This is a genomic window from Microbacterium sp. BWR-S6Y (assembly GCF_041379845.1).
Classification (GTDB): domain Bacteria; phylum Actinomycetota; class Actinomycetes; order Actinomycetales; family Microbacteriaceae; genus Microbacterium; species Microbacterium hydrothermale.
Genome location: NZ_JBFECV010000002.1, coordinates 75,685 through 99,998, shown reverse-complemented (window position 1 = coordinate 99,998; position 24,314 = coordinate 75,685). Strand labels below are relative to the sequence as shown.

General features: G+C 72.9%; 19 protein-coding genes. 9 read left to right on the top strand and 10 right to left on the bottom strand.

All coding sequences use genetic code 11. From position 1 onward, the window contains the following. The first annotated feature begins 18 nt into the window (after positions 1-18). From AB1K56_RS04275 to AB1K56_RS04265, 3 genes are read left to right on the top strand one after another with little or no spacing between them, the layout of a single operon-like run. Positions 19-1,041 (top strand): 3-oxoacyl-ACP synthase III, encoded by a 1,023-nt coding sequence (locus tag AB1K56_RS04275; protein WP_371204719.1) that lies wholly within the window; start codon positions 19-21, stop codon positions 1,039-1,041. Beyond that, positions 1,038-3,719, top strand: coding sequence for an alpha/beta fold hydrolase (locus AB1K56_RS04270; RefSeq protein ID WP_371204718.1), 2,682 nt, complete (start codon positions 1,038-1,040; stop codon positions 3,717-3,719). Before AB1K56_RS04275 ends, AB1K56_RS04270 begins: the two co-directional genes overlap by 4 nt. Continuing rightward, positions 3,716-4,675 carry an NAD-dependent epimerase/dehydratase family protein gene (locus AB1K56_RS04265; RefSeq protein ID WP_371204717.1) on the top strand — a complete coding sequence of 320 codons (960 nt, stop codon included), beginning with the start codon at positions 3,716-3,718 and terminating at the stop codon, positions 4,673-4,675. The genes AB1K56_RS04270 and AB1K56_RS04265 overlap by 4 nt, the downstream gene beginning before the upstream one ends. A gap of 243 nt (positions 4,676-4,918) precedes the next feature. Here AB1K56_RS04265 and katG read toward each other — a convergent pair whose 3' ends face one another. The 3 genes from katG to AB1K56_RS04250 form a co-directional block, all read right to left on the bottom strand. Further along, positions 4,919-7,171 (bottom strand): catalase/peroxidase HPI, encoded by a 2,253-nt coding sequence (katG, locus tag AB1K56_RS04260; RefSeq protein WP_371204716.1) that lies wholly within the window; start codon positions 7,169-7,171, stop codon positions 4,919-4,921. Beyond that, positions 7,168-7,629: a Fur family transcriptional regulator gene (locus tag AB1K56_RS04255; RefSeq protein ID WP_136586998.1), complete on the bottom strand. Its 462-nt coding sequence runs from the start codon at positions 7,627-7,629 to the stop codon at positions 7,168-7,170. Before AB1K56_RS04255 ends, katG begins: the two co-directional genes overlap by 4 nt. 303 nt (positions 7,630-7,932) lie before the next feature. After that, positions 7,933-8,928 carry a stage II sporulation protein M gene (locus AB1K56_RS04250; RefSeq protein WP_371204715.1) on the bottom strand — a complete coding sequence of 332 codons (996 nt, stop codon included), beginning with the start codon at positions 8,926-8,928 and terminating at the stop codon, positions 7,933-7,935. Positions 8,929-8,944: 16 nt separating this feature from the next. Between AB1K56_RS04250 and AB1K56_RS04245 the strand changes: the two genes are divergently transcribed. Continuing rightward, the gene (locus AB1K56_RS04245; protein WP_371204713.1) at positions 8,945-9,775 is read left to right on the top strand and encodes an RDD family protein; all 831 of its coding nucleotides are present in this window, start codon (positions 8,945-8,947) and stop codon (positions 9,773-9,775) included. Between the two features lie 152 nt (positions 9,776-9,927). On the opposite strand, the gene AB1K56_RS04240 is transcribed toward AB1K56_RS04245, so the two are convergent. Further along, complete coding sequence (locus AB1K56_RS04240; RefSeq protein ID WP_136587001.1) at positions 9,928-10,134, bottom strand: DUF3499 family protein; 207 nt, start codon at positions 10,132-10,134, stop codon at positions 9,928-9,930. A 273-nt stretch (positions 10,135-10,407) separates the two neighbouring features. Between AB1K56_RS04240 and AB1K56_RS04235 the strand changes: the two genes are divergently transcribed. Continuing rightward, positions 10,408-10,755, top strand: coding sequence for a hypothetical protein (locus tag AB1K56_RS04235; RefSeq protein WP_371204712.1), 348 nt, complete (start codon positions 10,408-10,410; stop codon positions 10,753-10,755). A 142-nt stretch (positions 10,756-10,897) separates the two neighbouring features. Here the strand turns inward: AB1K56_RS04235 and AB1K56_RS04230 are convergent, their stop codons facing one another. The 4 genes from AB1K56_RS04230 to manA all read right to left on the bottom strand — a co-directional run bounded on the left by AB1K56_RS04230 (position 10,898) and on the right by manA (position 16,864). Continuing rightward, positions 10,898-12,289 (bottom strand): DUF5719 family protein, encoded by a 1,392-nt coding sequence (locus tag AB1K56_RS04230; protein WP_371204711.1) that lies wholly within the window; start codon positions 12,287-12,289, stop codon positions 10,898-10,900. Beyond that, on the bottom strand, positions 12,286-15,129 hold the full coding sequence (locus AB1K56_RS04225) for a glycosyltransferase (RefSeq protein WP_371204710.1): 2,844 nt from the start codon (positions 15,127-15,129) through the stop codon (positions 12,286-12,288). Before AB1K56_RS04225 ends, AB1K56_RS04230 begins: the two co-directional genes overlap by 4 nt. Before the next feature lie 104 nt (positions 15,130-15,233). Further along, on the bottom strand, positions 15,234-15,557 hold the full coding sequence (locus AB1K56_RS04220; protein WP_136587005.1) for a WhiB family transcriptional regulator: 324 nt from the start codon (positions 15,555-15,557) through the stop codon (positions 15,234-15,236). Between the two features lie 143 nt (positions 15,558-15,700). Continuing rightward, positions 15,701-16,864, bottom strand: coding sequence for a mannose-6-phosphate isomerase, class I (manA, locus tag AB1K56_RS04215; protein WP_371204709.1), 1,164 nt, complete (start codon positions 16,862-16,864; stop codon positions 15,701-15,703). Between the two features lie 61 nt (positions 16,865-16,925). Here manA and AB1K56_RS04210 point away from each other — a divergent pair, with 61 nt between their 5' ends. From AB1K56_RS04210 to AB1K56_RS04195, 4 genes are all read left to right on the top strand, one after another. Next, positions 16,926-18,326 (top strand): O-antigen ligase family protein, encoded by a 1,401-nt coding sequence (locus AB1K56_RS04210; protein ID WP_371204708.1) that lies wholly within the window; start codon positions 16,926-16,928, stop codon positions 18,324-18,326. Continuing rightward, entirely contained in the window at positions 18,323-19,654 is a 1,332-nt protein-coding gene (locus tag AB1K56_RS04205; protein ID WP_371204707.1) for an O-antigen ligase family protein, read from the top strand. The genes AB1K56_RS04210 and AB1K56_RS04205 overlap by 4 nt, the downstream gene beginning before the upstream one ends. Before the next feature lie 98 nt (positions 19,655-19,752). Next, complete coding sequence (locus AB1K56_RS04200) at positions 19,753-21,663, top strand: glycosyltransferase (RefSeq protein ID WP_371204706.1); 1,911 nt, start codon at positions 19,753-19,755, stop codon at positions 21,661-21,663. A gap of 2 nt (positions 21,664-21,665) precedes the next feature. Beyond that, positions 21,666-22,631: a glycosyltransferase family 2 protein gene (locus tag AB1K56_RS04195; RefSeq protein ID WP_371204705.1), complete on the top strand. Its 966-nt coding sequence runs from the start codon at positions 21,666-21,668 to the stop codon at positions 22,629-22,631. Between the two features lie 145 nt (positions 22,632-22,776). Here the strand turns inward: AB1K56_RS04195 and AB1K56_RS04190 are convergent, their stop codons facing one another. Both AB1K56_RS04190 and AB1K56_RS04185 read right to left on the bottom strand, forming a co-directional pair. Then, complete coding sequence (locus AB1K56_RS04190; RefSeq protein ID WP_264630243.1) at positions 22,777-23,517, bottom strand: ABC transporter ATP-binding protein; 741 nt, start codon at positions 23,515-23,517, stop codon at positions 22,777-22,779. Continuing rightward, entirely contained in the window at positions 23,517-24,308 is a 792-nt protein-coding gene (locus AB1K56_RS04185) for an ABC transporter permease (protein ID WP_371204704.1), read from the bottom strand. Before AB1K56_RS04185 ends, AB1K56_RS04190 begins: the two co-directional genes overlap by 1 nt. Positions 24,309-24,314 lie beyond the last annotated feature (6 nt).

The window sequence follows — 24,314 nt, the reverse complement described above, 5'->3', positions numbered from 1 at the left end:
CAGGATGCGGGAGCTCTCTTGCCAGGTAACGCCACCACGCACTTCGACGATGTGGCCCTCGTGTCGGTGGCGAGCGTCTTGCCCAGCCGCGTCACGACGTCGGATGACATCGAGGAGCGTCTGGCCCCGGCGCTGAAGCGCCTGAAGCTCAAGCCCGGCCTGCTGCGCCGCGTGGCGGGGGTCAACGAGCGCCGCAACTGGGCCGAGGGCGAATCGTCCGACGAGGCGACGATCGCCGCCGGCAAGCAGGCCCTGGCGGATGCCGGTGTCGACGCGAGCGAGATCGGGCTCATCATCAACACCTCGGTGACCCGCAAGCACCTGGAGCCGTCAGTGGCGGTGCGCCTGCACCACGGACTCGGCCTGCCGAGCTCCGCCATCAACTTCGACGTCGCGAACGCGTGCCTGGGGTTCATCAACGGCATGAGTCTGGCCGCCGGCATGATCCAGTCGGGGCAGGTGAAGTACGCCCTGATCGTCAACGGCGAGGACGCCGACGAGATCCAGGTCAACACCATCAACCGGCTCGTGCGGGACGACCTCGATCGCGACGCGTTCATGCAGGAGTTCGCCTCGCTCACCCTCGGCTCCGGAGCCGCCGCGGCCGTGCTGGGCCGGGCGAGCGACCACCCGGAGGGCCACCGCATCGTGGGCGGGGTGACGCGCGCGGCCACGCAGTTCTACGACCTGTGCGTGGGCAGCGTCGACGGCATGTTCACCGACGCCAAGGCGCTGCTCAAGGGCGGACTCGACCTCGTCGTCTCGGCCTGGAAAGAGGCCAAGGGCGAGTTCGACTGGACGGGAATGGACCGGTACGTCACGCACCAGGTCTCCTCGGTGCACACCAACGCGATCGTGCGCGCCGCCAAACTCGACCGCGACCGGGTTCCGGTCACCTACCCCGAGCTGGGCAACGTCGGTCCGGCATCCATCCCCATCACCCTGGCCGCCGAGCAGAAGACGCTGCGGCGGGGTGATCGCGTGCTGCTGATGGGAGTGGGCTCCGGCTTGAACACCGGCATGCTGGAGCTGGCCTGGTGAGCCACCCCCGCGTGACCGGAGCCCAGGCGACCCTCCCCCCGGTCGGGCTCCCCGGCCTCGACCCGTCGCTGTCGCGACTGGTGAGCGTCGACGGCGTCCTCGCCGACCGCGGAGCGTCGCGCCTGTGGCACGTGCTCGACACCGGCGACGCCCTCGCCGAGCGCGGCATCGAGCCGATCGGAACGATCGTCGCGGTCCACGGCAATCCCACGTGGTCGTACCTGTGGCGGGCGCTCGTGAACGCCTCGATCGTGCGCGCCGACGCGGGTCGTGCCGCCTGGCGCGTCGTCGCGGTCGATCAGCTCGAGATGGGCTTCTCGGAGCGCTCCGCGCTGCGCCGCACCCTGGCCCAGCGCATCGCCGACCTCGACGCCCTCGTGTCGGAGCTCGGCATCCGCGGTCCGATCGTGACCATCGGTCACGACTGGGGCGGACCCGTCTCGCTCGGCTGGGCGGTCGAGAACCGCGATCGCCTGGCCGCCGTGATCGCGCTGAACACCGCGGTGCACCATCCCGAGGGCGCCGACCTTCCGTTCGCGCTGCGCGTGGCCACCGCCCGCGGCATGCTCGCCGCCGGGACCACCGGCACGACCGCCTTCCTCGACGTCACTCTCGCTCTCGCCGACCTCGATCCCGAGGTGCGCGCCGCCTTCCGCGCGCCCTATGCGACCGTGGCCCGACGCCGCGGCATCGGCGGGTTCGTCGCCGACATCCCCGCGACGCCCGACCACGAGAGCACGCCCGCCCTGCATCGCCTGTCGGCGGGGCTGCGCGAGCTCGATGTGCCCGCCCTGCTGCTGCGCGGTCCGAGAGACCCCGTCTTCGGCGAGGACCACCTCGACGACCTCACCGAGCGCCTCCCCCACGCCGACGTGCACCGTTTCGAGGGCGCCGGCCACCTCATCGCCGAGGAACGCCCCTACGCCGACGTGGTGCTCGACTGGCTCGACGAGAAGGTCGTGGATGCCGCGGCGGCACCCGCGCGCTCGCGTCGCTCGTCCGCGAAGAAACGCACCGGCACCGTCACCGGCGCCGACGCCGCCCCCGCGGGACGCCTCTGGGACGCGCTCGACGCCCGCCGCGACGACGACGACACCGCGGTGATCGACATGACCACGATCTCCCGCGCGGGCGAGCCGCTGCGGGTGAGCTGGCGGGAGCTCTCGACGCGCGTCGACGAGATCGCCGCGGGCCTCGACGCCTTCGGCGTGCGCTCCGGCGACCGCGTCTCGCTGCTCGTGCAGCCCGGGCCGACGCTGACGGCCGCGCTGTACGCGTGCCTGCGCATCGGCGCCGTGGTCGTCGTGGCCGACCGGGGTCTCGGCATCCGGGGTCTGTCGCGCGCGGTGCGCGGCGCCGTCCCCGACGTCGTCATCGGCGAAGTCGCCGGTCTCGCCGCGGCGCGCGCGCTCGGCTGGCCCGGCCGCCGCATCTCGTCGGCGGCGCTCCCCGCCGCGACCTCTCGCGCGCTGGGCGTCGAGGCCAGTCTGTCCGACCTCGCCCGCGCCGGTCGTGGGCGTGCTCTCCCCGAGCCCCCCTCCGCCGACGCCGACGCGGCGGTGCTGTTCACCTCGGGCTCGACGGGCCCCGCGAAGGGCGTCGTATACACGCACGCGCAGCTCACCGCGCTGCGCGACACCCTCGCCGCCCACTTCGCGGTGACCGCCGACACGGGTCTGGTCACCGGGTTCGCGCCCTTCGCCCTGCTCGGCCCCGCACTCGGCACGCGCTCGGCGACGCCCGACATGGACGTCTCCGCGCCGCGCACGCTGACCGCCACCGCGGTCGCCGCGGCCGTGCGGGCATCCGACGCGAGGATCGTCTTCCTCTCCCCCGCCGCGGTCGCCAACGTCGTGGCCACGGCCGACCGGCTGACGGATGCCGACCGCTCGGCGCTCGCGCGCGTGCGGACGTTCCTGTCGACCGGGGCTCCGGTGGGCGTCGAGCTCCTGCGCGCGGCCCAGGCCCTCATGCCGAACGCCGTCGCGCACACGCCCTACGGCATGACCGAGTGCCTGCTCGTCGCCGATGTCACGCTCCCCGAGATCGAGGCCGCCGCGGGAGCGGGAGGCGATGGCGTGTGCGTCGGTCGCCCCCTCGGAACCGGCGAGGTGCGCATCTCCCCCCTCGACGCGTGGGGCCGCTCCGCCGACGAGACGACGACGGAGGCCGGAGTGACCGGCGAGATCGTCATCTCGGCGCCGCATCTCAAGCGCGGATACTTCCGCCTGCACCTGACCGACCGCGAGGCCCGCCGTGGTCTCCCCGCGCGCTGGCACCGCACGGGCGACGTCGGACACCTCGACGCCGAGGGTCGCCTCTGGGTCGAGGGCCGCCTCCCCCACGTCATCACCACCGCCGATCACCCGGTCACCCCGGTGGGGGTCGAGCAGGACGTCGAGACCGTCCCCGCCGTCGAGCGCGCCGCCGCCGTGGGAGTGGGACCGGTCGGACGACAGGTCGTCGTCGCCGTCGTCGAGACCGACGTCCGGCGCCCCGCCCTGGCATCCCCCGATCTCACCGACGCCGTCCGCGCGGCCACCGGTCAGCCCCTGGCCGCCGTGCTCGCGGTGCCGGCGCTGCCGACCGACATCCGCCACAACTCCAAGATCGACCGCTCCCGCGTCGCGGCGTGGGCCGAGCGGGTGCTCGCGGGCGAGAAGACCTCGGCACTGTGAAGGTCCTCGCCACCGGCACCTCCGGCTTCCTCGGTCGCGCCGTCGTCCGCGCCCTTCAGCAGGGCGGGCACGAGGTGCGCACCCTGCAGCGCCGCCCGTCGGGCGTCGACGGCGCCGAAGACCGCCTCGGTTCGGTGACGGATGCCGATGCCGTGGCATCCGCCCTCGACGGAGTAGACGGGGTCGTGCACCTCGCCGCGAAGGTCTCCCTCGCGGGAGATCCCGCGCAGTTCCGCGCGGTGAACGTCGAGGGCACGCGGACGCTCCTCGACGCGGCGGCCGCGCGGGGCGTCTCGCGGATCGTCCACGTGTCGTCGCCGTCGGTCGCGCACGCCGGACACGCCCTCGCGGGCGTCGGTGCCGAACCCGCCGACCCGCAGGCCGCGCACGGCGAATACGCCCGCACCAAGGCCGAGGCCGAGCTGCTCGCCCTCTCACGCGCCGGTGGGGCGACCGCGCTGGTCGCGATCCGCCCGCACCTGGTCTGGGGGCCGGGTGACACGCAGCTGATCGCGCGCGTCGTCGACCGCGCCCGGCGCGGCACCCTTCCGCTGCTCGACGGCGGTACGGCGCTCATCGACTCCACGTACGTCGACAACGCGGCATCCGGGATCGCCGCCGCCCTCGACCGGGTCGACGACGTCAGCGGCCGGGCGTACGTGCTGACGAACGGCGAGCCGCGTCCCGTGGGCGACCTGCTCGCCGGGATCTGCCGGGCATCGGGTGTGACGCCGCCGCGCTTCAGCGTGCCGGCGGGGCTCGCGAAGGCCGCGGGATCGCTCATCGAGCGGGTCTGGGCCGTGCGCCCGGGGCAGGACGAACCGCCCATGACGCGCTTCCTCGCCGAGCAGCTGTCGACGGCGCACTGGTTCGACCAGACCGAGATCCGCCGCGACCTGCGCTGGCGTCCCGCGGTGTCGATCGACGAGGGCCTGCGCCGACTGTCGCGCGCCTGAGCTCGCGCCATCCGACCGTTCGACGCCGCCGCCGGTCGCGCAAGACTCCTCCGCCCAGATCACACGATCGGCTCGAACGCACACGCTCCGAAGAGCGCCGAACGTGTGATCTCGGGCCGATCGTGTGATCTCGCGGTCGATCGACGCCGAGGAGCGCAGACGCTGAGCACGGCAGAAGGCCCGCCCCCGCAGAGGGGACGGGCCTTCCGGATGCCGCGACGACCGAGCCGCAGCGGACCTCGCTCAGACCAGGTCGAACCGGTCGAGCTCGGTGACCTTGCGCCAGGCGGCGACGAAGTCGCGCACGAACTTCTCCTTCGCGTCGTCGGAGGCGTAGACCTCGGCGAGCGCGCGCAGTTCGGAGTTCGACGAGAACACCAGGTCGACGCGCGTGCCGATGCCGACCTTCTCGCCCGAGCCGTCCTTCGTCCCCTCGAAGGCGTGCTTGCCGCTGTCGAGCGGCTTCCACGTCGTGCCGAGGTCGAGGAGGTTCGCGAAGACGTCGTTCGTGAGGGCCCCGGGGGTGTCGGTGAACACGCCCCAGTCGCTGCCGTCCCAGTTGGCGCCGATCGCGCGGAGGCCGCCGACGAGCACGGTCATCTCGGGAGCGGTGAGCGTGAGCAGGTTCGCCTTGTCGAGCAGCAGGAACTCCGCGGGAAGCCGCGCCTCGCGCGAGGCGTAGTTGCGGAAGCCGTCGGCGATCGGCTCGAGCCAGCGGAACGACTCGATCTCGGTCTGCTCCTGCGAGGCGTCGGTGCGGCCGGGGGTGAAGGGCACCTCGACCTCGACACCGCCGGCGAGGGCGGCCTGCTCCACGCCGGCGTTGCCGGCGAGCACGAGCAGGTCGGCGATCGACACCTTCTTCTCGCCCTGCGCGTCGAAGTCGGCCTTGACGCCCTCGAGCACCTGGAGCACGGATGCCAACTGCTCGGGGTTGTTGACCGTCCAGCTCTTCTGCGGCTCGAGGCGGATGCGCGCGCCGTTCACGCCGCCGCGCTTGTCGCTCCCGCGGAACGTGGATGCCGCGGCCCAGGTCGTCGTGACGAGCTGCTGCACCGTGAGGCCGCTGTCGAGGATGCGCTGCTTGAGGGCGGCGGCATCCGCCTGATCGATCAGCGGGTGGTCGACGGCCGGAACGGGGTCCTGCCACACGAGCACCTCGGCGGGCACCTCGGAGCCGAGGTAGCGCTCGCGCGGGCCCATGTCGCGGTGGGTCAGCTTGAACCACGCGCGGGCGAAGGCGTCCTGGAACGCGGCCGGGTCCTCGGCGAAGCGACGGGAGATCTTCTCGTAGGCCGGGTCGACGCGCAGCGCCAGGTCGCTCGTGAGCATGCGGGGCTCGCGACGACCGTCGGAGTGCGCCTCGGGGACCATGTCGGCTCCCCCGCCGTTCTTCGGACGCCACTGGTGCGCCCCCGCGGGGCTCTGGAAGAGCTCCCACTCGTACGCGAAGAGGATGTGGAAGAACTCGTTGTCCCAGCGGGTCGGGTGGTAGGTCCAGGTGACCTCGAGCCCGCTCGTGATGGTGTCGTCGCCCTTGCCGGTGCCGTGGCTGTTCTTCCAGCCCAGGCCCTGGTCGTTGATGTCGGCGGCCTCGGGGTTGACGCCCACGTGCGAGTCGCTGGCCGCACCGTGCGTCTTGCCGAAGGTGTGGCCACCGGCGATGAGGGCCACGGTCTCCTCGTCGTTCATGGCCATGCGGCCGAACGTCTCACGGATGTCGTTGGCCGACAGCTGGGGGTCGGGGTTGCCGTTGGGTCCCTCGGGGTTGACGTAGATCAGCCCCATCTGCACCGCGGCGAGCGGGCGCTCGAGCTCGCGGTTGCCGCTGTAGCGCTCGTCGCCGAGCCACGTGGTCTCGGGGCCCCAGTACACGTCGTCGTCGGGCTCCCACACGTCGGTGCGTCCACCGGCGAAGCCGAAGGTCGGGAAGCCCATGTCCTCGAGCGCGACGTTTCCGGCGAGGATCATGAGGTCGGCCCACGAGATGGACTGTCCGTACTTCTTCTTGACGGGCCAGAGCAGACGGCGCGCCTTGTCGAGGTTGACGTTGTCGGGCCAGCTGTTCAGCGGGGCGAAGCGCTGCATGCCCGCGCCCGAGCCGCCGCGACCGTCGGTCACGCGGTAGGTGCCGGCGCTGTGCCAGGCCATGCGGATCATGAGGGGGCCGTAGTGGCCGAAGTCGGCGGGCCACCAGTCCTGCGAGGTCGTCATGACGGCCTGCAGGTCTTTCTTGACGGCGTCGAGGTCGAGCGCGTCGAAGGCGGCCTTGTAGTCGAAGCCCTCGTCGAGCGGGTCGCGCAGCGCGTTGTTCTTGGCGAGGATCTTCACGTTCAGGGACTCGGGCCACCACACGCGGTTGGCCGATCCCCGGGTCGGGTGCGGCAGGGCGCCGGCGGGCTCGCTGTCGGCGGGGGCCTCGCCCACCGGCAGTCGGTTGTCGTCGGGGGCGGCGCCGTCGTGGAAGACGGGGCATCCGTTCAGAGTGTCGCTCATCGGGATCCTCTCGGTTGTTCGGCTTCGGACTCGGCCCGACAGTCGGGGCACACGCCCCAGAACGTCACCTCGGCGGTTTCGATGAGGAAACCGCTCCCCTCCGGCACGTGCAGACACGGAGCCGAGCCGACGACGCAGTCGACGTCGTCGATGCGGCCGCAGCGCGTGCACACCACGTGGTGGTGGTTGTCGCCGACGCGCAGCTCGAACGTGCCGGAGTGCCCGGCCGGTTCGATGCGGCGCGCGAGACCCGCGTCGGCGAAGTCGCCGAGCGCGTTGTACACGGATTGCTTGCTCGTGCCGGCGAGGGTGCCGCTGACGCGTGCGAACACGTCGTCGGCGGTGGCGTGGGGCCGGTCGCGCAGGGCCTCGAGCACGGCGACGCGCGTCGCCGTGACCCGCAGACCCGCACCGCGGATGAGCGCATCCGCGGGGGCGTCCGGCTGACTGTCGAGCATGCGTCGAGCCTACCTATTTTTGAATGAATCAAAAATGACACGCCGGTGAAGGATCGGATCGGCCGCCCTGCCCGAGACGCAACGCAGGAGATCCTCGGTGATCGAGCACCGCACGGGCCCGCGGGCGACGGAACGGGGCAGAACTCCTGCGTCATGGCGCCGCCGTCGGAACCCCGCGGCCGCACCCGACTCCCTCGCCGCCCCGAAATCCCCGCGGCCGCACCCGACTCCCGCGCCGCCCCGAAATCCCCGCGGCAACCCCGGACTCCCGCGCGACACCCCCGGAGCGGCATCCGGATGCCGTCAGCCCGCCGTCAGCGTCGGGGTTCCCGCCTCGTACTCGGTGAGGTCTCCGGTCTCCCCCGCGCGCGCGGCGCGGCGCCCGACCCACAGCATGTAGAAGAGGAAGATCCCGAGTGCGGCGGCGCCGATCGCGATCTTCACCTGCCACGGCCACTCGCGCGGGGTCACGAAGCCCTCGACGAGGCCCGACAGCGCGAGCGCGAAGACGAGACCGACCGCCACGGTCGCCAACGACCGACCCGCCGCGGCCAGCGCGGCCGCCCGCGTGCGTCGTCCGGGCGCGACCCAGGCCCAGAAGATCTGCAGTCCCGCGGCGCCCGCGACGAAGATCGCGGTGAGCTCCAAAAGGCCGTGCGGGAGGATGAACTGGAAGAACACGTCGGCGCGGTCGAAGGCGATCATGATCGCCGCCGAGGTTCCGACCCCGACCGCGTTCTGCATGATGACCATGAGCGGCCAGAATCCCGTCACCCCGAACAGCACGCACTGCGCGGCGATCCAGGCGTTGTTCGTCCAGACCGTGCCGGCGAAGATCGCGTTCGGGTTCTCGCGGTAGTAGGAGACGAACTGGTCGTCGGCGTAGCGCTGCAGGTCGCTCTGCGCCCCGAGGGCCGCGACGGCCTGCGGGTCGCCCGAGATCCACAGCGCCACGAGGGTCGACACGAGGAGGAAGAAGACGGTCACGGCGAGCGTCATCCACCGCACGCGGTACAGCGCGGCGGGCAGCTGCAGCAGGAAGAAGCGCGGCAGCTGCTTCAGCACGTTCTCGCGCACGCCGGTCAGGCGCAGACGGGTGCGCGCGAGGAGGATCGAGACGTAGTCACCCTGGGGGGTGCGCCCGGCCGAGGTCTTGATGTCGGCCAGATCGGCGGATGCCGCCCGATAGCGCGTGACGAGCTCGTCGACCTCTTCGCCGCGCAGGCGCCGCCGGCGGCCGAGTTCGTCGAGCCGCTCCCACTCGCGGCGACGCGCGGCCGTGAGGGCGTCGAGGTCCATGTGGTCAACTGTACGCATGGCATCGCCTCCGACATCTTCTCCCGCGGTCGCTCTCGTCTTCACCGACGCCGACGAGACGCTCACCGGCGAGGCCGTCGCCCTCGACGTGCAGCCGGTCGGCTTCTTCCTGCGCGCGGTGGGCGCCCTCATCGACTTCGTGATCGGCGCGTTGCTGCTGCTCGGCGGCGGTCTGCTGATCGCGTTCCTCGCCGGACAGGGCTCCCTTCCGGAGTCGGCCCTGGGCATCGCCATCGTCACCCTGCTCGTGGTCGTGATGGTGGCCGTCCCGACCACCGTCGAGACCCTGTCGCGCGGGCGCAGTCTCGGCCGCCTCGCCGTCGGCGCCCGCATCGTGCGCACCGACGGGGGCGCGGCCGGGTTCCGCCAGGCCCTGATCCGCGCCCTCGTCGGCGTGCTGGAGATCTGGTCCACCTTCGGGGCGATCGCCGCGGTGATCGGCATGTTCACCCCGCGGGCGCAGCGCCTGGGCGACCTGCTCGCGGGGACCGCGAGCGAGCGCACGCGCACTCCGCGCCTGCCCGCCGAAGCCCCCGGCATCCCCCTCGGCCTCGAGGCCTGGGCGCAGGTCGCCGACGTCTCGCGCCTGCCCGACCGACTCGCCGCGCGTCTGTCGCAGTTCGTCCGCGGGGTCGACGCCCTCACCCCCGACGCCCGCGCGCGGGTCGCGGCCTCGCTCGCCGACGCGGTGCGCCCCTTCGTCTCGCCGCTGCCCCCCGTCGACGCCGAGAGTCTCGTGCGCGCGGTGTCGGCGGTGCGTCGCGACCGCGAGTACCGCGCGCTGATGCTCGAGAACGAGCGCGCCGCCGCCCTCACGGAGCGCGGCTGACCCGGATTTCCACGCCGGGCGCCCCTCGAGCGCGATCCGGCCGTCGGCGCGCGCAGATCACGACCCACCGCGCGGAACACCCCCGAACCCGCCGCGTCGCTCTCGCGCCACGCTCGCACCCCGGGCCGACGCGGGCCGGCTGGACGCGGGGCTCAGGCGCGCAGCGTCTCGTGCCGCACGACGACCCATCCCTTGGGGACGGACAGTCGATCGGCGTGGATCGCGCAGAGATCGTGCGCGTGCGGGTCGCCCGCGGGACCGAGGGGACCGAGGGCCGCCATCTGGTCGCCGTAGTCGTAGGTGAGGGTGCTCATCGCCTCGCGGGCGCATCCCACCTTCGAGCAGAGTCTGTCGCGCATCGCGGTCAGCCTACTCAGCACCTCCGACGCGGCGGCGACGCCGCGCCGGGTCCCGCCCACGACACCCCGGATGCCGCGCCCCCGGCCGCCGCGGTCCGCCCGGCACCCGCCGCGCGCGGCCCCTCCGCACCGCACCGGACGCGGGCCGGACGGCACGGCACCGGTCGGCGAACGTAGGATGGGCGGATGATGCGTCGTCGATCCCGCGAAGCGCGTCCGGTGGTCCGGCCGTCCCGCCACGGCCGACACGGTCGGGAGAATCGCAGCCCGGTCGTGCGCCCCCCGCTCCCGCCGATCGACACGCGGGTCGAGCGGTTCGACGTCGCCGTGGGCGCGGCGGCGGAGTTCCTGCGCTCCGCCTGGCCCGAACTGCGCGAGGTCTCGTTCGAGATCGGCATCATGCCCCCGGGCGCGGCGGACGGCATCCCGCGCTGGACGGTGCTGCGAGAGGAGAAGCGCATCATCCTCTATCGCGTCCCCATCGAGCGCCTCGGCCACCCGCATCACGACGACGACCTCCACCGGCGCATGATGATCGAGGGCGCCGTCTTCCGCGCGGCGGCCGAGTTCCTCGACCGCGACCCCTGGGACCTCGGGCCCGAGCGCTTCCGTTTCCTCTGAGCCCGCGTTCGCCGTCGAGCCGGACGCCGACGCGCGCATCATCGCTGTCCGACGGCGGCACCCGCCCCGCGACACCGCGGCGGCACCGCTCGAACGCCGGCTCGCGCCCGGCCGGCGGTACCCGCCCGCCCCGCCGGTTCCGCTACGGAAGAACCGTGACCGCCGAGGCGGCGGCATCCGCCGGCCACAGCGGGTACGACGCGAGCGCCCCCGCGGCCGCGTACGACACCGCGGCGCGCACCGGGACGTCCGCCTCGAGCCGGTACACGCCCGCCGCGACCGGCGCGGCCGCGCTGGCTCCCGCCGCGACCGGGATCGAGAGGGCGTCCCCGCCGTCGACCGGGGTGAGGGTCACGGTGGCGTCGCTCGGGGCGCCGGCGATCACGACCTGCGCACCGACGCCGGGGGCGACGGCGATCACGCCGGGCGACGAGAACGCGGGAGCGGGGGCATACCACGCGAAGTCCGCTCCCTCCCCGAAACCGGTGGTCGACCACGCCCCGCCCACGACGGGTGCGGTCGCCGAGATGTCGAGGGTGTAGGCCCCCGCGGCGACACCCGACAGATCGAGCGAGGTCGGCAGCCCCGCGGTGAGGGGCACCGACCGCGGCTCGGGCGCCGCGGCCGCGGCATCCAGGGGCACCATCGTCACGGTCGCCGTGGCGTCCGCCCCGGGGGCGAGGAGGCGCAGCACCGTTCCGGCCTGCCCCTCGCCCGTCGTCACCACCTGCACGCCGGGGATCACGAGGCGTTCGTCGGCCTGCGCCAGCGGGGCGACCTGATCGCTCCCCCCGGGCAGCAGCACGCGCGTGAGGCTCGTCTGCAGCGACGCGTGCACGGGAGCTCCGGATGCCACGACGCGCACGACCGGGCTCTCCTCGCCCAGCAGCAGCCCGGCCAGGGGCACGACGCGCCGCTCGCCCGGAGGCACGACGAGGTTGCTGCCGCCGGGCGGGTTCGACACGCCCTGCGCGCCGTAGACCGACAGCTGCACCGTGGCGGGCACCGTGCCGGGGTTGGCCAGCACGACGAGGTCGTTCGATCCCGTCGTCGACGCGCCGCCCACCAGCCACGACTCCGCGAGCGGAACGCGGCAGGCTGAGGCGGCGAAGCCCGTGAGGTCGTCCGACACCGCGGTCGCCGAGCCGGCGGCGGCGAGGGGGGTCTGCGTCCCGTCCCGCGGGGCGGCGCGCAGGGCTTCGGCGGCGCCGTCGTCTCCGTCGGTGGCGCCGGTCAGTGACGCGGTCGACGCGGAGGCGTCGGAGGGCCCGCTCACGACCTGCTGCGCCGCGGCAGCGCTGAGACTGTTGGCGGCGTCGGCGCTGCGGCCGAGCGCGAGCAGCGGACCGTCGCACGCGAGCACGGTGTCGGACGGCGCCGGCGTGGCCTGCACCCGCACCGGCTCGGCGGTGTACGCGGGCCAGGGCGCGGCGATACCGGCGACCGTGCCCACGACGGCCGCCGTGGCCACGGCCGCACCCGCGACGACGCGGGCGCTCGTGGCGGCGAAGCGGACGAGTCGACGATCGCTCATCGCGAACCTCCCGAGATCGGTCCGACGGTGCGGGGGGTGCGTCGGGCGACCCGGCGCGAGGCGGCGGTCGGCACCGCGAGCAGGAGCGCGACGAGCACGACCCCCAGCGAGGCGAGCATCACCAGGCGCTGCAGCCGCAACTGGTGGTCGTCCATCGGGGTGCGGGCGGCGATGTCGGTGTTGACGCGCCACAGGTCGCCGCGGGAGGTCGCCCCCACCGGGTCGAGCAGATCGCGCTGATCGAGCGAGGTCGCGGCCCCCAGGCGGGCGCCGCGGATGACGTCGTCCTCGCCCGCGGGAGCGGAGGCCATCAGCACGAACCCGATCCCCCGTTGCGCGAGACGCGCGACCACGTCGTCGGCAGACGGGGTGACGAGGTCGGCGGCGAGGGCCGCGAGCTCGTCGTCGGCGGGCGACGCGGCGGTGCGCGTGGCCTGCACGGTGCTCTGCCCCGAGAGGGTGGCGCTGTCTCCCCAGACGACGTCGACGCGCATGCCGTCGGCGCGCGGGTCGAGCACGATGGTGCCCACGTCGGTGGAGCCGCGCCCCTCCGCGGCGACGAAGGCCGGCAGGGTCGAGACGGGGCCGTTGGTCAGCACCGAGCGCCCGCTGTCGGCGGCGGCCGTCTGCGCGGTGAGGGCGGGGGCGACGGCGACGAGCAGGGCGGCGACCGCGACCAGGGCCGCGATCGGGCGCAGGACGCGCACCCGCTCGACGATCCCCGCGTCGAGGGCGATCACGGCGGAGCCGACGAGGCCGATCCACGCCAGGCTGAGACCCGATCCCGCCCACACGGTCACGGGGATCGCGTCGCGGAACGACACCGCGATCCCCACCGCGGCGAAAGCCGTCGCGAGGCCCGTGACCGCGATGACGAGCAGGGCGGATGCCGTCACCCAGCGGGGGGTGAGAACGGCGAGCAGTGCGAGCACGGCGAGAGGGGCGACCAGCAGCCCCACCCACCAGACGGGGCCGTCGAACACGCGGGCCCACCCGCCGGGGTCCGAGGTGGGGAAGCCCGCGGCCAGGAGGGCCCGACCGAACGGATCGGCCGTGGCCTCGGCGCCCTGGTACGGCAGGCCCGGGTCGGCCAGCAGTGCCCACGGGGTGCCGCGGCGCACCTGGGTCCACACCAGCGGCGCGAAGATCACGGCCGACGGCACGAGGAGCCACACCACGCGGGCGACGCCGCGACCCGCGACGAGGGCGACGACGATGAGGGCCGCCGACCACAGCACGATCACGACGGGCGCGAGCGATGGCGCGCAGGCGAGAACCGCGACCAGAAGGAGGGATGCCGCTCCGGCCGGCGCCCAGGAGCGGTGCGCGACGCTGGCGGCGAAGAACAGCCACGGCAGCAGCAGGTGCAGCAGCACGGCGGCGGGGCGCCCCTCCACGATCGCGGCGAGGAAGGTCGGCGCCAGTGCCCAGGCGACGGCGGCGACGATGCGCAGCAGCGACGACTCGGTCACCCGGGTGGCGGCGAACCAGCCGCCCAGAACGGCCAGGGGAAGGGCGAGCACCCACAGCACGACGAACGCGCGCGAGGGGTCGCCCGGCGAGAGGGTGCCGATCAGCGCGACCAGGGCCGAGAACGGGTCGGCGGGACCGACCAGGTCGAGGCCGAGGGGGCGGGAGCCCCACGCGGCGTCCTGCCAGAGTTGCGAGAGGTCGGCGCGCAGCGGCAGCAGCCCTCCCCCGCCCAGCACGGGCCACGCGAGCAGCGGGGCGAACAGGGCCGTCGACACGGCGAGGGCGCCGAGCACGGCCCACGCCCCACCGCCGACGAAGAAGCGCAGCTCGCTCCGCACGGGTGCGTCGGGGTCGGCCCCGTCGGCGTCCAGGCGCAACCGCATCTGCGTGCGCGAGATGCGCAGCGGGGCGATGCGTGACCAGCCCACGGTGCGCACCGCACGGATGCGACGGCGGGCACGGGCCACCGCGGCCGGGCGGAACATCACCAGCAGCGTCGCGCCCCACTCGGGCAGGACGCGGTACGGCATCTTCGTCACCAGGTGCATGACCGTGCGCCACAGTGCCAGCGGCAGGAACGACAGCCAGTGCAGCAGCACGCTCGCGGTGGGCGCGTACGCCAGTCGTCGGTGCAGCTGAGCCGTCCGGGTCGCGAAGGCGCGGCGTCGCGCGCGACGGCGGCCGCGGGCCATCGCGGCGACGCCGTCGCCGGCCACCGCGACGCGCGCCGCGGGGACGAGTGAGACGAGCGCACCGGCGAGTCGGGCGCGCACGCCCAGGTCGAGACCCTCGTCGGCGCCGCCGAGAGCGGGGTCGAGGCCGCCGAGAGCGGTCCAGGCCTCCCGCCGCACCAGCATGCCGCGCACGTCGGCGCCCAGCACGTCGGCGTCAGCGTCGTGCTGGCCCTGGTCGAGCTCTCCCGCGGCGAGTTCGACCGTGCCGCCGTAGCGGTTCATGCTCACGCCGAGCGAGACGATCTCGTCGCGGTCGTCCCACGACACCAGCTTCGGAGCCGCGATGACGAGGGTCGACGACAGTTCGAGCGCGCCGGCCAGCCGTACGAGCGCGTCGGGGTCGGGCGCGGTGTCTTGCGCGAGCAGCCACACGGCGTCGCCGGTCAGGCGCGGCGTGGCCAACGCGGTCGCGACGGCGAAGGGCGTTCCGGCGGGGGCGGTGATGACGCCCTCGGCTCCGGAGGCGGCGGCGACCTGGGTCAGGGCGGGGTCGGCGCCGCAGAGCACGATGGTCAGCGCGTCGACCGGACGGGTCTGGGCCGCGAGGGCTGCGAGCGTGCGCTGCAGATGGTTCGCGGCGGGGGTGCGTCCTTCGGGACGCACGACGAGGATGGCGTGTACACGGGCGGGCATGACCGGATCAGCCTAAGTCGGCTCCTCCGCGATCACGGACGCCGCGCCGTCGGGATGCCGATCGTTTGCCCGCGGGTCACCCGAGGGGAGAGGGCGAGTGCGGCTCAGGCGCGGCGCTTGAGCTTGCGGCGCTCGCGCTCGCTGAGACCGCCCCAGATCCCGAAGCGCTCGTCGTTCTGGAGGGCGTACTCGAGGCACTCGCTCTTGACGTCGCAGGAGGTGCAGATGCGCTTCGCGTCGCGCGTCGATCCGCCCTTCTCGGGGAAGAACGCCTCGGGGTCCGTCTGCGAGCACAGCGCATCGGTCTGCCACGCGAGGGTGTTCTCTTCGGCGGCGTCGATGTCGCGGCGTACGCCGGGAACACCGAGGTCGACCGGGTCTACGAACCAGTTGTCCGGGACACCGGACCGGTACTGCGACGTCGCCATATCGTCCTCCGCCTCGTTCAAGCCCCCATGACGCGGTTCCGCGTAGACATAATTACACCCGTGTGATTCGGATTGGTCAAGTCGCGGATCGTAAACCCTCAAGGGCGACGTGAACCTTTACGATGCCCCTCGGCGTGTCGCGGTCAGGCCCCCGGCATCGCGACGAACACCTCGCCGCGACCGTCGCTCGTCAGCGGGGACTCGTCGGGCGTCACCAGCGCGGCCCGACCGGGAGCGACGCTCACGCGCGCACCCGAGGCACCGGTGACGGTCGCCTCACCGGCGACGCCGAGCACGATCGCCAGGCCCCGCAGGTCGAGCGAGCCCGCCGCCCCGGCGGCCAGGTGGCCGAGCGCGAAGTCGGCGATCCCCGGCGCGAAGACCTCGGCGCCCTCTCCCACCGCGGTCGGCCGCAGGAACGGAGGCTCGGCCGGGCGGAAGTCGACCAGCGAGAGCAGCTCGTCCACGTCGATGTGCTTGGGGGTCAGCCCCCCGCGCAGGACGTTGTCGCTCGCGGCCATGATCTCCACCCCCAGGCCCGCCACGTAGGCGTGCAGCACGCCCGCGGGCACGAAGACGGCCTCGCCGCGGCGCAGCTCGACGAGGTTCATCAGCAGCGCCACCACGATCCCCGGGTCGGCCGGATATGCCGTGTGCAGCGAGCGGGTCAGGGCGAGCTCCGACGCGAACTCCCCCGGATCGGCGGATGCCGCGGCATCCACGATCTGCGTGATCGACGCGGCGTCGGCCTCGCCGAGGAGCCAGCCGATGCTCGCGCGCAGCGCGTCGGCGGCGTCGGGCGCCGAGAGGTGGGCGCGCAGGGTCTGCACCGCGGGGGCGTCGCCGAGGCGGTCCACCAGGGCGCGCGTGCGCTCGATGTCGCGCAGACCCGCGAGCGCGGTGAAGGTCTCGCTGAGCGCGACGATGACCTCGGGCTTGTGGTTGTCGTCCTTGTAATTGCGCTCGCCCGCGTCGCGCGGCACCCCCGCGGCCTCCTCGCGCGCGAAGCCCTCGACCGCCTGCGGCTTCGAGGGGTGCACCTGGATCGACAGCGGAGCGCCCGCGGCCAGCAGCTTCAGCAGGTACGGCAGCTTCGTCGGCACGCCCAGGTCGGCGGCCTCGGCGGGGAGCCACGCGTCGAGCGTGCGCTCTGTCCCGTCGTGGACCACGGCGGGCGAGCCCGGGTGATCGCCGAGCCACACCTCGGCCTCGGGCGCGCCGGTGGGTCGACGCCCCTCCAGGTCGGCGATGAGCGTGGGGCTTCCCCAGGCGTAGTCGCGGGGCGTGTTCGAGATCGGGATCAGCACGGCGTCAGCCTAGTGGTCGGCCCGGGCGGTTCCGGATGCCGCCCGGTAGCCTGAGACCACCATGGCGATGCACACGAACCACCCGGTGTCGGCGCTGCCGACCGCGCCCACGCGCGAGACGACCGGGCACCTGCTGCTGCGCGCCTGGTGCGTGTTCGTCCTCGTGCTCGCCCTGGGCGGCGTCGGCTTGGTCAACGCCGTCGGCCCGGTCGTCACGGCGGTCGTCGTCGTCGCCTCCGCCGTGGTCTCCGCGGTCGTCTGGCTCGTCACCCGCCCCCCGCTCGCGGTGCGACGCCTGCCGTGGCTGGCGTTCGGCTACCTCGCCTGGGCGACGGCGTCGATCGCGTGGAGCGCGTGGCCGGCGGCATCCGTGCTCACGGTCCTGCTGCTGCTGATCACGACGTTCCAGGGGCTGTTCGTCGGCGCGGTGCTCACTTGGCGCGACGTCGTGCGGGCCGTGGCGTCGGCCGCGAAATGGATCGTCGGGCTGTCCCTGCTGTTCGAGATCGTCGTGTCGGTGTTCGTGCGCGGCCCGATCCTCCCCGGGTTCGTGCTCCCCGACGAACGCATGGACCCCATCGTCTACTGGTCGCGCGACAACCTCTTCGACGGGGGCCGCATCCAGGGGGTCTTCGGAAACGCCAACCTCCTGGCCGCTGTCATGCTCGTGGCGATCATCGTGTTCGCCGTGCGCCTGGCCGCCGGGGCTCCCCGCCGCATCCTGCTCGTGGTGTGGATCGCGGTCGCCGCGTTCCTCTTCGTGCGGGCGGGTTCGGCCACCGCGTTCATCTCGGCCGCGTTCGTGGCGCTCGTGCTCGGCACCGTGCTCGTGATGCGCACGGCCCGACGCCCCGGCGAGCGCACGCGCTGGTACCTGCTGTACGCCGCGATCGGCCTGGGCGGGGGCGCCGCCCTCTGGTTCGGCCGCGACGCCCTCTTCGGCCTGCTGGGGCGCGGCGCGGATCTGACCGGCCGCGAGGGCATCTGGGCCGACGTGATCGCGCGCGCCACGGAGCATCCCGTGATCGGCTGGGGCTTCTCGACGCCGTGGATCGCCTCGGAGCCGCTGATCGACGGGTGGATCGTCGACCACGGCCAGACCGTCGTGCAGGCGCACAGCATGTGGCTCGACGCCTACCTGCAGCTCGGCGGCGTCGGCGTCGTCCTGCTCGCGCTGGTCTACCTGGCGTACGTGTGGCGCTCATGGTTCTTCGCCGTCGATCGCCCGCGCTGGGATCTTCGCGACGACCGCCCCCACTCCCCGCTCACCCTGCTGCCGACGCTCGTGGGCGCCCTCCTCGTCGTGCAGGGGCTCACCGAATCGGGCCCCCTGCTGCTGTGGGGCTGGATGTTCGTGGTCCTGTTCGGCGCGAAGATCAAGCAGACCCCGCTCGTGGGGGTCGGCCCCAGCGAGCAGAGCATCTCGATCGAGCGGTCCGAACTGCAGAGACCGACGCCGTGAGCGCGGAGCCCGACGCGCTCGGCTCCCGCCTGCTCCCCCTGCTGTCCTCGGCGGCCCTCGCCCGCGCGTTCACGCTGACGGTGTTCGCCACGGCCTTCGGCGGGTTCGCGATCACCGCCGTCGCGGGGGCGGTCACCCTCGCGACGATCGTCGCGGGCCTGTGCGCCCTCGGCCTCGCCATCCTCGTGGCCCGGCGCGACGAGATCGAACTCGTGCGCCTCGCTCCCACCACCCTCGTGCTGCTGGTGGTCTGGGCGGGCATCAGCGCCTTCTGGAGCGCGGCGCCGGCCACCGCCCTCGCCGGGTGGGCGCAGCTCGCCGGCCTCGCCATGCTCGCCGTCGTGATCGGTCACGTGCGCGACGCCCTGCAGACCGTGCGGGCCCTCGGCGACGTCCTGCGGTGGCTGCTGGGCATCTCCCTCGCCCTAGAGGTGCTCAGCGGCATCCTTCTCGACCTGCCCATCCCCTTCCTCGGGATCCAGGGGGCGATCGCCGAACTCGGACCGGTGCAGGGGCTCTTCGGCACGCGCAACGCCCTGGGGTTCGTGACCGTGATCGCCCTGATCACTTTCCTCGTGGAGTTCCGCACGCAGTCGGTCGGCTCCGGGGTGGCGATCGGGTCGGTGGTGCTCGGCGGGATCCTCGCGGCGCTCAGCGGGTCGCCCACGGTCATCGTCGTCGCCCTCGTCACGGCCGCCGCCTCGCTCGCGCTCTGGGGCGTGCGCCGGGTGTCGCCCGCGCGCCGCCGGGCGGTGCAGGTCGCCCTCGGGGTCGGCGTGGTGGTCGCGATCGCGGTCGCCTCCGCCGCCCGGGCTCCGCTGATCGCCGCCCTCGGCGCTGAGAACGACCTCGAGACCCGCACCCGGGTGTGGACGCGCGTGCTCGACGTCGCCGACATCCGCCCGGTGCAGGGTTTCGGCTTCTTCGGCGCGTGGGATCCCGACGCGATCCCCTTCACCCTGGTGAACCTCGCCGACGGCACGGTGAACGCCTCCGCTCTCAACGCCTACCTCGACGTGCTCCTGCAGCTGGGATGGGTGGGACTGCTGCTGTTCCTCGCCCTCGGCGGCCTCGCTCTCGCGCGGGGCTGGCTCGTGGCGGGAGAGCGCCGGTCCGTGGTGCATGCGTGGGCGCCGCTCACGCTCGTGGCCCTGCTGACGGTCTCGCTGTTCGAGAGCTTCACCCTCACCGGACCGGGGTGGCTGCTGCTGGCCCTGTGCGCCGTGCGGGCGGGGCAGTCGCGGTCGTGGCGCGAGCGCCTCGACCTGCGGACGACGGATGCCGCCCGCCCGGCCCCGACCACCGACGGTCCCGCGTCCGGCGAGTGACGCCGCCCGTCCCGGGCGCTCAGGGCGGTGCCGGTGACGGCGGGTAGACTGCGGGCGGCCCCGCCGAGGCCTCCGCGCCTGAGACGAAAGACCCCTTCGTGACGTACACCCTGCAGAACGCCGTGCTCCCGCTCGACCGCGATCCCGACCTTCTCCCCCTGTACGTCGACCCCGAGACGTGGTCGACCATCGACGAAGAGCCCGTCCGGGTCACCAACGTCGCCCAGCTGAGCAACATCCTCGACCGCACCCGCGCGCGCATCGTCGCCGGGCGCCGCGTGTCGTTCGGCACCTACTTCAACGCCTTCCCCGCCTCGTACTGGCAGCACTGGACGCCCGTGCGCCAGGTGCGCCTGACGGTGCGCACCTCGGGCGACGCGACGATCCTGGTCTACCGCTCCAACGGCGGCGGCACGAAGCAGCGCATCGAGACGCGCGAGGTGCGCGGAGACGCGACGTCGTCGTTCGACCTCGCGCTCGACCAGTACAGCGACGGCGGGTGGATCTGGTTCGACGTCGCCGCCGACCGCGCGGACGCGATGTTCGAGGGCGCGGAGTGGACCACCGAGCAGGAGCCCGTGCGCGGCGGCAAGGCCAGCATCGGCATCACCACCTACAACAAGCCCGACTACTGCGTCGAGACGCTGACCGCCCTGGCCGACGCCCCCGACGCGCTCGACGTGATCGACCGGGTCTTCCTCATCGACCAGGGCACCGACCTCGTCGCCGACCAGGACGGCTTCCCCGAGATCGCGGGGCGCCTCGGCGAGACCCTGCAGGTCGTGCGCCAGCCCAACCTCGGCGGCTCGGGCGGTTTCGCCCGCGCGATGGTCGAGACGCTCGGACGCTCCGGCAGCGACTTCGTTCAGCTCCTCGACGACGACGTGCGCATCGAGCCCGAGTCGATCCGCCGCTCGGTCGTCTTCGGCCGCTACGCGTCGGTGCCGACCATCGTGGGCGCGCACATGTTCGACCTCCTCGACCGGCCGAAGCTGCACGCATGGGCCGAGGTCGTCGACGACGCCCCGTTCATGTGGCGCGCGCTGTTCCAGGAGCGCCTCCCCCACGACTTCAGCGTCGCGAACCTGCGCCAGTCCCCCCTGCTGCACATGCGCCTCGACGCCGACTACAACGGCTGGTGGATGTGCCTCATCCCCACCAGCATCCTGCGCGAGATCGGGCTGTCGCTGCCCGCGTTCATCAAGTGGGACGACGCCGAGTTCTGCGTCCGGGCGCGGGATGCCGGCTACCCCACCGTGTCGATGCCGGGTGTCGCGCTGTGGCACGTGTCGTGGCTCGGCAAAGACGACTCGATCGACTGGCAGGCGTACTTCCACGCCCGCAACCGCATCGTCGCGGCCCTGCTGCACTCGCGCTCCCCCCAGGGCGGAACGCTCATCCGCCACAGCCGACGCGTCGACCTCAAGCACCTGATGATGATGCAGTACTACCCCGTGGAGCTGCGCCACCGCGCGCTGCGCGACATCCTCTCCGGCCCCGAGCACATGCGCGCCAACCTCGCCACCGCGATGCCCGCGGCCCGCGCCGTGGCCAAGAAGCACCCCGAGACGGTCGTCCACAAGGACTCCGGCGTCCCGCTGCGCTCCCGCCGCGGTCGGCAGGTGTTCAAGCGCATGAAGAAGCACCAGTTCGACAGCCCGACCGGCATCGCCCTGCGCACCTTCACCGCGCGCACCCTGCTCTCGCACTGGTTCCACACCCCGCGGCCCGAGAACGTCGAGCAGCCCGAGGTGGAGTTCGGCAAGGGCGATGCGCACTGGTGGCGCGTGCCCCTGTACGACAGCGCCCTCGTCAGCGCCGCCGACGGGTCGGGCAAGAACATCTACACGCGCGACCGGGCAATGTTCCGTCGCATGCTCGTCGACAGCTGGCGGCTGCACCGCCGGCTGCAGCGCGAGTGGCCCTCCCTCTCGCGTCGCTACCGCCGCGCCCTGCCCGACCTCGTGTCCGAGTCGCAGTGGCGCGCCACCTTCGAGGAGCGTTCCTGACCGTGGCATCCTTCGATCCGACGACCGCGACCATCGTCGTCGTCACCTACAACCGCACGCACCTGCTCACCCGCCTGCTCGAGAGCATCGAGCAGATGGACCCGGCGCCCGGTCACCTCGTCATCGTCGACAACGCCTCGACCGACGACACCACCGCCGTCGTGGAGTCCTTCCGCGACCGTCTGCCAACGACCCTCGTCTACCGCCGTCTCGAGACGAACACCGGTGGCTCCGGCGGGTTCAGCGAGGGCATGCGGGTGGCGTACGACCTCGGGTCCGAGTGGATCTGGCTGATGGACGACGACGTCGAGGTCGTCTCCGACGGTCTCGCGCGCATGGGGCACTGGGCCCCGCGCTTCCGCAGCATCCAGGGGCGCCGCTACGACTACGACGGCAGCGAGTTCTACTGGCAGTACCGCGTGGCCGAGTCGATGGCGATCCCCATCCCCTTCGCCCCGGCCGGTTTCGACTCCTCGGGCTACAAGCCGATGAACTCGGGATGCTTCGAGGGCATGTTCATCCACCGCGACATCGTCGCGAAGATCGGCCTGCCCGACCCCCGCTTCTTCATCTACTGGGACGACCAGCTCTACGGCTGGCTCGCCTCGCGCCAGACGCCGTCGGTCATCGTCGACGAGTTCGTGCTGCGGCGCACGCGCGAGATCAAGCAGTGGGACATGGGCATCCGCCACATGAACGCCTCGAGCGACGCCTACCGCTACTTCATCATGCGCAACCGCGCGTACCTGGCGAAGTACTACCGCGAGCTGGGCGTCTACCGCGCGCTGCCGTTCACCGCCGGCACGGCCCTCACCTTCGTCAAGGAGCTCATCCGTCTCCTCGTGGTCGAGCGCAAGCTGCGCGGCACGAGCCACCTGTTCCGGGGCCTGCGCGACGGACGGGCGATCTCCCGCGACGCCTCGTGGCGGCCGATGCCCCCGCTCGAGCCCGCTCGGCCCGTCGCCTGAACCCGGGCGCGTGAGCCCGGACGCCTGAGCCCGGGCGCGTGCACCCGGCACCTGCGGCGCGCGGGCTCGACGGCGGCCCGTGGCGGTCGGCGACGCCCGCGGTGGTGCGGGCGAGCGCTGGTCGACACCGCCCCCGCCCCGCGGCTCAGCCGGCGGCGTGGTCGGCGTTGTAGCGGTCGAGCACCTCGCCGATCGGAGCGTCGAGCGTCAACGCCCCCCGGTCCAGGTACAGTCCGCGCGTGCAGAACCGGCGCAGGTCCTTCTCGTTGTGGCTGACGAAGAACAGCGTGCGTCCGCTTGCGAGCAGCTCGTCGATGCGGCGGTAGCACTTCTCGCGGAACGCGCGGTCGCCCACCGCGAGCACCTCGTCGACGAGAAGGATCGGCTCGTCCAGCTGCGACACGACCGAGAACGCCAGGCGCACCTTCATGCCGTTGGAAAGGTGCTTGTAGGGCGTGTCGACGAAATCGCCGATCTCGGCGAAGGCGATCATCTCGTCGAACCGGCGCGCGACCTCGGCGCGCGGCATCCCGTGCAGTCCCGCCGTGAGGCGCACGTTCTCGCGCACCGTCAGATCGCCGACGAAACCGCCCGTGATCTCGATGAGCGGAGCGACCCCGCCCTCGACCGCGACGGTGCCCTCGTCGGGGAGCAGCACACCGGCGACGAGCTTGAGCAGCGTCGACTTGCCCTGGCCGTTGCGCCCGACCACACCGATGGACTCCCCCGGCTCCACGCGGAACGACACGTCGCGCAGCGCCCAGAACTCGTCGGGACGCGAGCGTCGCGCGGAGCCGGCGAACAGGTCCTTCAGGCTCCGGCTCCCGCGGCGGTTGCGGCGGAAGCGCACGCCGAGACCTTCGACCTCGATGGCGGGGCGCGACATCACAGCTCCTTCAGCACGGGACGCTCGAGCCGCGGGAACACGAGCAGACCGATGATCAGGATGCCGAGACTCACGGCCGCACCCACCACGACGGTGAGGGGGTCCCACTGATCGGGGAAGAAGCCCACCCGATAGAGGGTGAAGATGCCGGCGAGCGGGTTGAACGCCGCGATGTCGGCGAAGACCCCGGGGAGGTTGCCCACGCCGTAGATGATCGGCGAGGCGTAGAACAGCGCCCGCAGCACGAGCCGCGTGGTGCGCTCGAGGTCGCCGAACATCACGCACAGGGGCGCCACGATGAGGCCGAGTCCGACCAGCAGCACCGCCTGCAGCAGCACCGCCAGGGGGAACGCCAGCAGCGCCCACGACACCTCCGCGCCGCCGAAGACGGCGAACAGCGCCAGCACCGGCAGGGCGAAGAGGAACTCGATGCCCTTGCTCAGCACGATCCGGTTGACCCAGATCCACCGCGGGATCGCCGTCGAGCGCACGAGCCGGGCGTCTTTCTTGAAAGCCTTCGTGAAGTCGGTCACGGCCGAGTTGAACCACACCCACGGCAGCAGCGCCGTGATGAGGAACACGATGTAGGGGTCCTCCCCCACCGAACGGTGGAAGACCTGGGTGAAGACGAACCAGTAGATCCCGGTCATCACGAGCGGGTCGAGAACCGACCACAGGTAGCCGAGAGCGCTCGTCGAGTACCGCACGCGCAGGTCGCGCGCCGACAGCAACCACAGGGAGTGGAGCGAGCGCCGCACCGATCCGGGGGCGCCGACGGCGGCGGAAGTCACCTCGAA

Coding starts and splice junctions, on each gene's coding strand:
- AB1K56_RS04245 (WP_371204713.1), top strand. CDS start 8,945: ATGGCATCGCCTCCGACATCTTCTCCCGCGGTCGCTCTCGTCTTCACC.
- AB1K56_RS04225 (WP_371204710.1), bottom strand. CDS start 15,129: ATGCCCGCCCGTGTACACGCCATCCTCGTCGTGCGTCCCGAAGGACGC.
- AB1K56_RS04240 (WP_136587001.1), bottom strand. CDS start 10,134: ATGCGCGACAGACTCTGCTCGAAGGTGGGATGCGCCCGCGAGGCGATG.
- AB1K56_RS04210 (WP_371204708.1), top strand. CDS start 16,926: ATGGCGATGCACACGAACCACCCGGTGTCGGCGCTGCCGACCGCGCCC.
- AB1K56_RS04190 (WP_264630243.1), bottom strand. CDS start 23,517: ATGTCGCGCCCCGCCATCGAGGTCGAAGGTCTCGGCGTGCGCTTCCGC.
- AB1K56_RS04255 (WP_136586998.1), bottom strand. CDS start 7,629: ATGCTCGACAGTCAGCCGGACGCCCCCGCGGATGCGCTCATCCGCGGT.
- AB1K56_RS04250 (WP_371204715.1), bottom strand. CDS start 8,928: ATGGACCTCGACGCCCTCACGGCCGCGCGTCGCCGCGAGTGGGAGCGG.
- katG (WP_371204716.1), bottom strand. CDS start 7,171: ATGAGCGACACTCTGAACGGATGCCCCGTCTTCCACGACGGCGCCGCC.
- AB1K56_RS04230 (WP_371204711.1), bottom strand. CDS start 12,289: ATGAGCGATCGTCGACTCGTCCGCTTCGCCGCCACGAGCGCCCGCGTC.
- AB1K56_RS04220 (WP_136587005.1), bottom strand. CDS start 15,557: ATGGCGACGTCGCAGTACCGGTCCGGTGTCCCGGACAACTGGTTCGTA.